The organism is Streptomyces spinosus, from assembly GCF_020400655.1.
In the GTDB taxonomy this organism is placed as follows: Bacteria; Actinomycetota; Actinomycetes; order Streptomycetales; family Streptomycetaceae; genus Streptomyces; species Streptomyces argyrophylli.
Genome location: NZ_JAINRC010000046.1, coordinates 1 through 11318, shown reverse-complemented (window position 1 = coordinate 11318; position 11318 = coordinate 1). Strand labels below are relative to the sequence as shown.

Below are 11318 nucleotides of genomic sequence, written 5' to 3'. Positions count from 1 at the left end.
ACACGACGGAAGCGACCGTCGCCGGCGTGTGGTCCGACGTCCTCGGCGTCGACACCGTCGGAATCCACGACAACTTCTTCCAGCTGGGCGGACAGTCGATCAGCGCGGTGCGGGTGGTCTCCCGACTGCGGGACGCCGGCCTGGGCGCCTCCCTCCAGCAGATCGTGCGGCACCCGACGGTGGCCGAGCTGGCGGCCGCGCTGGACGTCCCGCAACCGGCGTCGTCCGGGCTCATGGTGCTCCTCTCGTCCGTGGCCGATCCCAGGCTGCCCGTCCTGTTCTGCGTACACCCGGGTGGCGGCAGCACCCACCCCTACCGGGCGCTCGCACGGTGCCTGGCGGGCACGTTCACCGTGTACGGCATCCAGGCCCCGGGGCTGAACGCGGACGAGGCGCCGCTCGTCGGGATGGAGTCGATCGCGGAACGATACTGGCGGGAGGTTCGCACGGTGCAGCCCACGGGCTCGTGCACGATCCTGGGATGGTCGACGGGTGCCGTGATCGCCCACGCGATGGGGGTGAGCGCCCCGGAGGACGTCACCGGCCTGTTCCTGCTGGAGCCGGCGGTGACGGGCGACGACCAGCGGGACCGCTTCCAGTGGCACGCCGAGGTGTACCGCCGGGTGAGCGCGCTGTGGCGGCGCGGCCAGAACCAGCGCGGCGCCGAACGGGCCGCCACGGAACAGGAGTTGCGGCGCCTGGCGCCGGAGATGAACCTCGACGAGAGGCTGGTCACGCTCGACGAGTGGCTGCCCTATGCGGTACTGGAGGCCGAGGTGCGGTCGCTCGCCGCCTACCGGCCCGCACGCTCGGGGGCCAGGGCGACGCTGTTCGTCAGCGACACGGTGCGTGACGGCAGCGGCGACGAGGTGCCGGAAGCCCGCTACGTCGCCCACTGGCACGGGCTGTACCCGGCGGGCCTGGCCCAACGGGCGATGCCGGGCCGTCACATGGAGATGGTCAGGGGCGACGAACAACTGGAGCTCCTGGTCTCCACGCTGCGGGAGGCCGTGCCGGCGGCAACCGCCGACCGGGAACGGGAGCTGCTGACGGCCTGACCGGGAGACTCGCCGGAGCGCCGGAGCCGACAGCCGAAGAGGGGCCCGCCACGCACGTGGCGGGCCCCTCGTTCTGTTCACCGGTCCGCCGTCGTCCGTGAGGAGTCGGTCCGCGGGCCCCAGGAGCGCACCGCCCGGTCCGGTCCGTGCCCGCCCGGCCCTGACCCGCGCCGCGTCACCGGGAGTCTCGTCCGGACCGGCCGGCACGCGCCGGCACACAGCGCATCACCGCACCCGGAACCGGACCCGCACCCGGACCCGCACCCGGACCCGGACCGGACCCGGAAGACCCTCGCGGGGACCAAGCCCGCGCTGCCGTGCCCTGGTCCTTCCTCTCCCTCTCCCTCTCTCCCTCCCTCTCCCTGCCCATCTCTTTGTCCCTCTCCCTTTGCCTTGTCCGTGCGCGCACGCGGCGACGCCCCGGTCTCGTGCTCCCACCTGCTGTCGGGTGGGAGCACGAGACCGGGGCGTCGGGGGCGGCGGCCGGTGCCGCCCGGGTCACCAGCGCTTCAACTCGGGGAAGAAGCCCGGTATCTCGGTGGCCCGGCCGGTGCGCACGGCCGTCCGGTAGATGTGGTAGCCGACGGCCAGGTCGAGGACGCCGAGGCCGAACGGGGAGAACACGGTGGGGCGGTCGTGGCCGAGGGTCACGTCGCCGCGCAGCACGTCGGCCAGCGTGCCGTCGATGAAGTCGCGCGTGCCGTACTCCGTCTCCGTGAGGTGGGGCGAGGTCTGTGCGGTGAGGCAGTGGTCGATGTCGTCCAGGACGTTGTGACACTTGATCATGACGGTGGGGTGGATGTCGCGCAGGGACAGGTTCAGGATGAGCTGGCCCGGCAGGAGGGTCTGCCCGTCCGCCAGCCAGGGCGCCGGCGCGGTGGTCGCGAGGACGACCAGGTCGGCGGTGGCCAGGGCCGCGTCGATCTGGGACACGGTGCGGGTCGGCCAGCCGTGGGCGTCGGCGGCGTAGGCGGCGAAGGTCTCGGCGTACGCGTCGACGTGGTCGTGGACCAGGCACTCGCGGACGTCGGTGCCGCGGGCCGCGAGGAAGTCGGAGACGGTCCGGCCGATGACGCCGGCCCCGACGAAGAGGACCGTCTTCGGGGTGTCGCCGTCGGCGAGGGTCTCCACGGCGAGTGCGGCGGACGCCGCTGTGCGGGCGGCGCTGATCCCGGACGCCTCCAGGCAGGCGAACGGGTAGCCGGTCTCGGCGTCGTTCAGCACGAGGACGGCGGAGGCGCGCGGCAGGTTCCGGCGTACGTTCTGCGGGTAGCTGGCGATCCACTTGATGCCGGAGACCGGTGTGTCGCCGCCGAGGTGGGCGGGCAGGGCGATGATCCGGGCGCCGGGATCGTGCGGGAAGCGCAGGAAGTGGCTGTTGGGGTTCACGGTGGCCCCGCGGCTGTGCTGGAGGTAGGTCTCCCGCACGAGCTCCAGGACGGCTGACGGCGCGGAGCCGATGACATCCTGGGTGACGGAGCCGTCGATCACGTGGAAGGTCGACATCGGTGGTTGCCTTTCGGGGCAGGTGGCGCGGGCGGGATCACGTCAGGACGCCGAGGTTCCGCTCGACCCAGTCGTCGTTGTAGATCGTGCCGAGGTACCGCTCGCCGAGGTCGGGGGAGACGGCGGCGATGCGGGAGCCGGGCGGCAGGGTGTCGGCCCGGCGGCGGACGGCGGCCAGCACCGAGCCGGTGGAGCCGCCGGTGAGGAGGCCGTGGGAGCGGGCGAGCAGCCGGCACTCGCGCACCGCCTCCTCCTCGGCGACCAGGACGACGTCGTCGGCGAGGCCGGGCTCGAACAGTTCGGGGACCCGGCTGGCGCCCAGTCCCGGGATGCGGCGCGGACCGGGTGCGGCGCCGAGGATGACGGAGCCGAGGGCGTCCACGGCGACGATCCGGGTGTGGGGCGAGAACTCGCGCAGGTACCGCGCGCAGCCGACGAAGGTGCCCGTGGAGCCGACGCCGATGAACAGGTAGTCGAGGTGCTGGACCTCCTTCAGCAGGGTGCGCGCGGTCTGTTCGTAGTGGGCGCGCGGGTTGGCCGGGTTCGCGTACTGGTTCAGCCAGACCACGGTCGGGTCCGCTTCGACGTGGCGCCGGATGTGGGCGATGCGTGACTGGAGGAAACCGCCGTTGGCGTCGACGGTGTCGACGACGACCACCTCGGCACCCAGGGCGCGCATGTGATCGATGCTGGTGGCGTTGGTGTTCGGGTCGACGACGCAGGTGAAGTGGTACCCCTTCGCGGCGCAGATGGAGCTGAGGGCGATGCCGAGGTTGCCGGAGGAGGACTCGATCACACGGGCGCCCGGTGTGAGGACGCCGCGGTGCTCGGCGTCCTCGATGAGGCTCAGCGCGGTCTTCAGTTTGACCGAGCCGGCCGGGTTGAGGCCCTCGATCTTCAGGAAGACGTCGGAGCCGGGCACCAGCCGGGGCAGCAGGACGAAGAGGTCGTCGGTGACCAGCTCGTAGGCGTGCTCGTGGATCATGACCGGGGCTCCCACAGGTCTTCGGGGCCGGTCTCCCGCGCCGTGTAGTGGCCCAGCGCGCTGACGGCCATGCGCAGTTCCAGGACCATGGCGTCCAGAAGGCGCTCCAGTCCGTGCTCGGGGTCCTCGTCGGCGGCGATCAGGGCGGCGCGGCCGAGGCCGACGGCGCGGGCACCGAGGGCGAGCAGCTTCACGGCGCGCATCCCGTCCCAGACGCGTCCGCTGGCGAGGAGGGTGCGGCCGGCGGGGTCGACGCGGCGCAGGGCTTCGGCGAGGGGCAGCCCGACGTGGCCGAGGAAGCCGGTGGGGGCCCAGCCGGTGCCGCCCTCGGCGCCGTCGACGGCGACGGCGTGGGCGCCGGCGTCCCAGGCGACGGCGGCGGCGTGGCCGACGTCGCGGCCGGGGAACAGCTTCACCCAGCAGCGGGCGCGCGGGTAATTGTTGCGCATGAGCTGGATCTGCCGGCGGAAGATCTCCTCGGTGAAGGTGCCGGGGCTCGCACAGCGCAGGAGCGACGAGGAGCCGGGTCCGAGCCGCTCCACGGCGTACTGCCCGGCGAGGTCGGACGCCACCGCCTCGTCGATCATGGTGAGGCCGCCGAGGCCGGGCTTGGCACCCTGGCCGACCTTGAGTTCGAAGCCGAGGCGGCCGGAGGTGAGCAGACCGGTGACGGCCGGGTCGCTGTAGACGTGGTTCCAGACCTCGGAGTCGGCGTCCTCGGTGCTCTGCTGGACGCAGACGCCGCCGACGCCGTCGGGGAGTTCGTCGCAGTACGCCTGGATGCGTTCCAGCAGGCCCTTGCGGTGGTCGTCGCCGCCGGCCCGGAAGCCGTTCATGGGGGCGACGTTCTCGCCGATGACCATGGGGATGCCGAGCCGTCCGGCCTGGCGGCTGAGCGCGAGGCTGGTGCCGGCGACGCGGGTGGAGCCGAGCGCCGACAGGTACACCGGCACGGGGGCGGTGAAGCCGCCGAGGTCGGTGTCGAGCCGGACGTCCGAGTAGAGGGGTTCGCGGCCGAGGTCGATGAGCCGGGCGAGGCGGCCCGGCATGAAGACGGGCGGGGCCAGGCGCAGTGCGTCGATCTCGTCGCCGGCGGGTGCGGGGCAGGCGCCGAAGACGGTGGTGCCGTAGCTGTCCAGGGGCGGGAAGACGGCGGCGGCGCCGTCGCGGGCCCGGGCGCGTACGGCGTCCTCGGGCAGGCCGGGTGCGGTCAGCGGGGTCACGGCGACACCACCCCCGCGACCTTCGGGAAGGCGGTGGTCCGCCAGGCGGAGTCCAGGCCGGTGACCCAGCGGGTCAGCCGCTCCAGACCGATGCCGAAGCCGGCGCTGCTGGGGATGCCGTGCCGGGCGACGTCGAGGTACCAGGCGTACTTGGAGGGGTTCTCCCCGGTCTCGCGCATCCGGGTGACCAGGGCCGCGTAGTCGTACTCGCGTTCGCTGCCGCTGCACAGCTCGCCGCAGCCCTCGGGGGCGATGAGGTCGAAGTTGAGCAGGGTGCCGGGCGCGGCCGGGTTCTCCTTGTCGTAGAAGCCGCGGGAGCCCTTGGGGTAGCCGACGATGAAGAACGGGGCGTCGGCCCGGCGGGAGATGCGCTCCTCGGCCTCCCATTCGATCTCGGTCCCGGCGGCCTGCGGGTAGCCGTCGCGGCGCAGGCCGTCGACGACCTCGCCGTGCGGGACGCGGGCGAACGGCCGGGCCACGTGGCGGCGCAGGGTGTCGGCATCGCGGCCGAGGACGGCGAGGTCGTCGCCGCACTCGTCGACGGCGGTGGTCACGGCGCGGCGGACCAGTTCCTCGGCGACGTCCATGGCGACGTCACGGGTGGCGCCCGCGTACTCGACGTCGATCTGCCGGAACTCGGCGAGGTGGCGGTGGGTGCTGCTGGTCTCGACGGGTTCGAGACGGACGTTGGGCGCGATGAGGAAGATGCGGTCGAAGGCCAGCAGCGAGGCCTGCTTGTAGAGGATGGCGCTGGTCATCAGCTTGTAGCGGTGGCCGTAGTAGTCGACGTCGACCTGCTTGGCGCCGCGCGAGCCCGGGTCGGTGACGGGGCCGATGACCGGGTGGGCCATCTCCACCGCGCCGTCGGAGCGCAGGAAGGCACGGGCACCGGCCACCAGTGCCTGCTGGACGCGCAGGGCCGCGCGGGTGCGCGGGTCGCGCAGGTGCTCCAGCGGCGAGGGCAGCACGGGGGCCTCGGGGGCCGGCGGGAGATCCATCTGGAGAGTCATCTTCGTCCTGTCCTGTCGTTACCGGGGCGGGGTGACCTGCCACCGGTGGCGGAGGGGATCCGTAAGCGGGGGTCAGCCCGCCCTGCCCGCGAGGGCGGCGGGGTCGTCGTAGCGGTTCTTCACGTGGTTGAGCGCGTGCAGCAGTCCGGACGAGGTCAGCCGCCGGGGCGGCGCTGCCGCGGTGGACCGGCCGAGCGGCAGCGATCCGGTGCGGGACCACTCCAGGCGGCCGCGGTCGGAGATGAAGCTGCGGGTGCGCCCCGCGTTGTCGGGGTGCAGGCAGAAGGGCACGTCCAGGTAGCCGTGCGCGAAGGCACGGACCAGGGCCTGGCCGAGGTCGTCGTGCAGGTGCAGGACGGCCTCGACGAGGGAGCGGGCCTCCGCCTCGATGCCGGTGGACGGCGGCGGGGCGGCCGGCCGCGCGGTACGGGCGGCAGCGGCGGCGGTCTCCAGCGCGGTGACGTTCTCCTCGACGGAGGGGATGCGGGCCGACTCCGCCGGTGTCTTGACGATGAGACGGGCGGCCCCGGTGCGTACGGCGAGCCGGGCGGCGTCCGCGACCAGCCGCAGCGCGCCCGCCCGGGTCTCCGGGTAGACGCCCATGTACGCGTAGACGACCACGTGCCAGGAGGTGTCCGGAAGGTGGTCGGCGGCCAGGGCGCGCAGCGCGTGGACGGCCTCCTCGTCCTGTTCGGGACTGATCTGCTGGGCGTAGCTGAGGGAGACGCTGCGCAGGCCGTGTCGGCGGAAGAACGCGGCTTCCAGCACCGACAGGGCCACGAGCAGCGAGGGCGGGCAGAGCTGGCCCAGCATGCAGCCGCCGAAGGTCTCCAGGTGCGGTTCGGTGCCGGTCTCCCGCAGGGCGGCCAGACTGCGGCACGCGTCGGCCCAGGCACGGACCGAAGTGGCCAGCGGGGTGCGGCCGTAGGGCAGGCAGTAGGAGACGGGGCCGCCCTCGGTGGCGTCGAGCCCGGCGGCGATGAGGGCCTCGACGATCCGGCCCGGCCGGGCGGAGCCGTGCCGCACCTGCACGGGGAAGCCGGGCCCGTGGACGCCGTCGAGGAGACCGGTGGTGGTGTCGAGGTCCGTGCTGACCAGCGGATAGCCGTTGAGGTGGTGGCCCTGGGCGACGGCGCGGGCGGCGGCCGCGTAGTCGCCGACGCGGGTGAAGCTGTCCAGGGTGAGGGTGCCGACGGTGGTGGCGTCGGCGGCCCGGGTGGCGATCAGGCCCGCACGCATCCGGGCGGGGTCGGCGAAGCCCATGCGGGGCTGCACGACGAGGGTGCCGGCGCGGGCGGCGTCCGCCATGAAGCGGTGGAAGGCACCGGCGGCGGGGGCGGGTTCAGCGGACGGCATCGGCGTGGGACCTTCCGTGCCGGTGCTCGGGCAGGCCGTCCAGCAGGGCGAGCAGTCCGGGGACGGCGCCGGCGCCGGTCAGGACGGCGTCGAAGCCGGCGTCGGTGAGCGCGGCGTGGACGTCCGGACCGGTGCAGCCCGAGGTGTCCAGCTTGCCTCCGACGACGAGCGGCACCTCGGCAAGGGCGGGCACGGCGCGCACCGCCCGGGCCAGGCCGGGGGCCTCTTCGGCGCCGTGTCCGTTGACCGTGCTGACGACGATGAGGTCGGGCGTGCGGGCCGTGACCTCCTCGAGCAGGGCGCCGACCGGGACGCACGCGCCGAGATTGGTGACCTCCCAGCCCTGTTCCTCGAGCAGCAGTTGCAGGAAGAGCAGGTTCCAGGTGTGTGAGTCCGAGGCGATGGTGGTCAGGACCGCGTGGCGCGGGCCGTCCGGGAGCTGGTGATGCGGGTACACGACCGGCTTTTCCTCTCGACACCGTGATGGGGCCGCGACCGCTGCGATCGGGCCGGGTGCCCGTGCGTGCGCCCTTCGATCGCGGCGTACGGGCTGTCCACTCGTGACGCCGTCCATGGTGGCCAGCGGTGATCGCGGGCGGCACTGGGCAGTTGTGACCACCCAGCGGGGCGTCACTTGTGCCCACTGGGAGCCCGCGGCCCGCGCGCCCTAGCGTGCTTGTCGCGGACGTTCCGCCGGGGCCGTGGTCGTGCCGGCGGCGCGGCCCCCGGTCCGCCCGGGGTGCCCCGCCCCACCCCTCACCGCCCCTCGTACGACGTGCCGCCCGCGCACCGCTTGTACCGCTGACGATGTCCTGACGATGGGGAGTGAACGGTGGCTGATCACCAGCTGGGGGAGTGGAGGCACGAGTCGGCGGGCCTGGAACCGCTGGAACTGCCCTGGGACCGACGCCCGTCGGACGACGGCCCGGGCCCTGCGGACCGGGTTCCGTTCGACGTGCCCGCCCGTACCGCCGACGCGCTGGCCGCGCTGGCCCGCGACACCGGCGTGGAACTCCCCGCGGTCCTGCTGACGGTGTTCCACACGCTGCTGGCGCGGTACGCGGGCCGGGGCGACGTCCCCGTGGCGGTACCGGCGGACGTCCCGGGCACGGCGATCGTGGTGCGGGGCGCGGCCGGCGACCCGGTGTTCACCGACGCCGTCGCGCAGGTCGCGCGGGACATGGCGGACGCCACCGGCCCGGCGCCGGTGCCACGCGCGGTGCCGGCGGGCGCGGTGGCGTGGTTCGCGTCGCGCACGGCCGTCCGGGAGGCCGCCGTGTTCCCGCCGGACGCGCCCGTCACCCTGGAGGTCGTCGCGGACGGCGGCGGGCTGAGCGGTGTCCTTGGCTACCGGACCGATCTGTTCGAGCGGGCCACGGCGGAGCGGATGGCGGGGCACCTCGCGACACTGGCGTGTTCAGCCGGCGACACCCCCGGCCGGCAGCTCAGCGCGCTGGAGATGCTGACGCGGCCCGAACGGCACCGGATCCTCGACGAGTGGAACGGGCCGCGGTCCGCGTTCCCGGACACGACCGTGCACCGGCTGGTGGAGGAGCGCACGGCCCTCCAACCCGACGCGGTCGCCCTGGAACACGGCGGACGGCGGATCACCTACCGGGAGCTGGACGAGCGGGCCGAGGGGCTGGCGCGGTACCTGGCGGAGCGGGGCGTCGGCCCCGGCACGCTGGTCGCGGTGTGCCTGGACCACGGACCGGACCTGGTGTGCGCGCTGCTCGGCGTGCTCAAGTCGGGGGCCGCCTACGTGCCGTTGGACCCGGCCTACCCGGCCGAGCGGCTGCGGTACATGGTCGAGGACAGCGCCGCCCCGGTGGTGGTGACGCAGTCCGCGCACGCCGGTCTGTTCGCGCCGGGCACCGCGCTGCTGCTGGCCGACCGGGAGTGGCCGGCCGGCACCGGTACCGCCCCGGCCGTCACCGCGGGCCCGGACGACGTGGCGTACGTCATCTACACCTCGGGCTCCACGGGCCGTCCCAAGGGGGTGCGGGTCGCGCACCGCGGCGTCGTCAACTACCTGCACTGGTGCGACCGGAACTACCCCCCGGCGCCCGGCGCGCGGACAGGTTCGCTGCTGTGCTCGTCGGCGGCGTTCGACCTGACGGTGACCGCGCTGTTCCTGCCGCTGGTGCAAGGGCTGTGCCTGGTGGTGCCGCGGCCGGAGCCGGGCCGCACGGTGTTCGACGCGGCCGTGGACATCGTCGCGTCCGGCGTCCCCATCAGCTTCCTCAAGGCGACGCCCTCGCACCTGGAGGTACTGACCGCCCGGCTGGAGCAGGACGGCGTCCGGCACCGCATCGCCACGGTGGTCGCCGGCGGCGAGGACCTGACACCGGCGCTGGCGCACCGGGTGCTGGAACTGGGCACCGGGGACACGGCGATCGTCAACGAGTACGGGCCGACCGAGGCGACCGTCGGCAACGTGGTCAGCCGGACGGTGTCGGTGGACCTGGCGGCGGACCACGTGCCGATGGGCCGGGCGATCGACAACACCGAGGTCTACGTGGTCGGGGCGCACGGTGAGGTCCAGCCGGTCGGAGTCCCCGGTGAGCTGCTGATCGGCGGTGTCAACGTGGCCCTCGGCTACCTGGGGCGGCCGGAGCTGACGGCGCGGCGGTTCGTGCCGCACCCCTTCTCGGCCGATCCCGAGGCCCGTGTGTACCGCACCGGCGACCTGGTGAAGTGGCTGCCGGACGGGCGCCTGGTCTACCTGGGCCGGATGGACGACCAGGTCAAGCTGCGCGGGCACCGGGTGGAACTCGGAGAGATCGAGAACGCCCTGCTGTCCCGGCCGGACGTCGCCGCGGCCACGGTCGTGGTCCGCGAGGACGTCCCCGGTGACAAGCGACTGGTGGCGTATCTCGTGCCGGCCGGCGGCGCGACCCCGGCGGCGGCCCGGCTGCGCGCGGCGCTGGCGCGGGAGCTGCCCGCGCACATGGTGCCCGCCCGGTACGTCCTGCTGGAGCGGCTGCCGCTCACCCCGAACGGCAAGGTGGACCGGCGGGCCCTGCCCGCGCCCGAGGGCCACCGCCCGGACGTCTCCGCCGCGTTCGCCGCGCCGCGTACGCCCACCCAGCGGGTGGTCGCCGGCATCTGGGCCGAACTGCTGGGCGTCGACGCGGTCGGCGTGGACGACGACTTCTTCGAACTGGGCGGCCACTCCCTGCTGGCCGCCCGGGTCGCCTCCCGGCTGCGCCGGGACCTCGGGGTGGACGTGCCGCACCGGACGGTGTTCGACGCGCCGACACCGGCGCTGCTCGCGGCCGCCGTGGACGCGCTGGGGCCGGGCACCCGCGCCGCGATCCCGCGCGCGGACCGCTCGGCGGGACGCCTGCCGCTGTCCTTCGCGCAGCAACGCCTGTGGTTCCTGGACCAGCTGGCGCCGGGCCGGGCCGAGTACACGATCCCGGTGGGGCTGCGCGTGGCGGGGGACTTCGCACCGGACGCGTTCGGCACCGCGCTGACGGCGCTGACCGCCCGGCACGAGATCCTGCGGACCCGGTTCCCCGCGGACGGCACGGGACGCCCGTACCAGGTCGTCGACCCCGTGCGGGAGGTGCCGGTGGACGTCCACGACGCCCGGCAGCTCGGCGACCGAGCCGCGCGGGAGATCCTGCGCGAGGCGGCGGGACGGCCGTTCGACCTGGCCGCGGGGCCGCTGCTGCGCGCGGTGGCGGTACGGGTGGCCGACGCCGAGTGGCTCCTGCTGCTCGCCGTGCACCACATCGTCTCCGACGGCTGGTCGGAGGGCATCCTGGCGCGGGAGCTGGGCGAGCTGTACGAGGCCGCGGTGACCGGCCGGCCCGACGCCCTGGCCCCCCTCGGCCTGCAGTACGCGGACTTCGCGAGCTGGCAGCGCGCGGCACTGGACGGCCCGGCGCTGGAGGGGCAGTCCGCGTACTGGCGGGAGCGGCTCGCCGGGGTGCGGCCGCTGGAGCTGCCGGCCGACCACCGGCGGCCGGCCGAGCGGTCGGGCCGGGGCGGCACGGTGTCCTTCGCGGTGCCCGCCGACGTGGCGGGCGCGGCCCGGAGGCTGGCGGCGGGGCAGGGGGCGAGCCTGTTCATGTCCCTGCTGGCGGTGTTCCAGCTGCTGATGGCGAAGTACAGCGGCCAGGAGGACATCGCGGTCGGCAGCCCGGTCGCCGGCCGCAACCGCGCCGAGACC

Annotated in this window: 8 protein-coding genes; 2 read left to right on the top strand and 6 right to left on the bottom strand. The window is 74.3% G+C overall.

The window, feature by feature from the left end:
* The coding region (locus tag LG395_RS40765) for an alpha/beta fold hydrolase (protein WP_225814628.1) at positions 1-1058 on the top strand (1058 nt) is incomplete at its 5' end.
* 498 nt (positions 1059-1556) lie between these two features.
* Here LG395_RS40765 and sbnB read toward each other — a convergent pair.
* From sbnB to LG395_RS40735, 6 genes are all read right to left on the bottom strand, one after another.
* The gene (gene sbnB / locus LG395_RS40760; RefSeq protein WP_225814626.1) at positions 1557-2564 is read right to left on the bottom strand and encodes a 2,3-diaminopropionate biosynthesis protein SbnB; all 1008 of its coding nucleotides are present in this window, start codon (positions 2562-2564) and stop codon (positions 1557-1559) included.
* 37 nt (positions 2565-2601) lie between these two features.
* Positions 2602-3549 carry a 2,3-diaminopropionate biosynthesis protein SbnA gene (gene sbnA / locus LG395_RS40755; RefSeq protein WP_171150126.1) on the bottom strand — a complete coding sequence of 316 codons (948 nt, stop codon included), beginning with the start codon at positions 3547-3549 and terminating at the stop codon, positions 2602-2604.
* On the bottom strand, positions 3546-4772 hold the full coding sequence (locus LG395_RS40750) for a glutamate synthase-related protein (RefSeq protein ID WP_225814623.1): 1227 nt from the start codon (positions 4770-4772) through the stop codon (positions 3546-3548). The genes sbnA and LG395_RS40750 overlap by 4 nt, the downstream gene beginning before the upstream one ends.
* The gene (locus LG395_RS40745; protein WP_225814611.1) at positions 4769-5782 is read right to left on the bottom strand and encodes an asparagine synthetase A; all 1014 of its coding nucleotides are present in this window, start codon (positions 5780-5782) and stop codon (positions 4769-4771) included. Before LG395_RS40745 ends, LG395_RS40750 begins: the two co-directional genes overlap by 4 nt.
* Positions 5783-5854: 72 nt before the next feature.
* Positions 5855-7138, bottom strand: a complete 1284-nt coding sequence (locus LG395_RS40740; RefSeq protein ID WP_225814609.1) for a methylaspartate mutase — start codon at positions 7136-7138, stop codon at positions 5855-5857.
* Complete coding sequence (locus tag LG395_RS40735) at positions 7125-7595, bottom strand: cobalamin B12-binding domain-containing protein (RefSeq protein ID WP_171150122.1); 471 nt, start codon at positions 7593-7595, stop codon at positions 7125-7127. Before LG395_RS40735 ends, LG395_RS40740 begins: the two co-directional genes overlap by 14 nt.
* Positions 7596-7970: 375 nt before the next feature.
* On the opposite strand from LG395_RS40735, the gene LG395_RS40730 reads away from it, so the two are divergent.
* Positions 7971-11318: non-ribosomal peptide synthetase (locus LG395_RS40730; protein WP_225814607.1), on the top strand; the 3348-nt coding region annotated here is incomplete at its 3' end.

Coding starts and splice junctions, on each gene's coding strand:
- sbnB (WP_225814626.1), bottom strand. CDS start 2,564: ATGTCGACCTTCCACGTGATCGACGGCTCCGTCACCCAGGATGTCATC.
- sbnA (WP_171150126.1), bottom strand. CDS start 3,549: ATGATCCACGAGCACGCCTACGAGCTGGTCACCGACGACCTCTTCGTC.
- LG395_RS40745 (WP_225814611.1), bottom strand. CDS start 5,782: ATGACTCTCCAGATGGATCTCCCGCCGGCCCCCGAGGCCCCCGTGCTG.
- LG395_RS40740 (WP_225814609.1), bottom strand. CDS start 7,138: ATGCCGTCCGCTGAACCCGCCCCCGCCGCCGGTGCCTTCCACCGCTTC.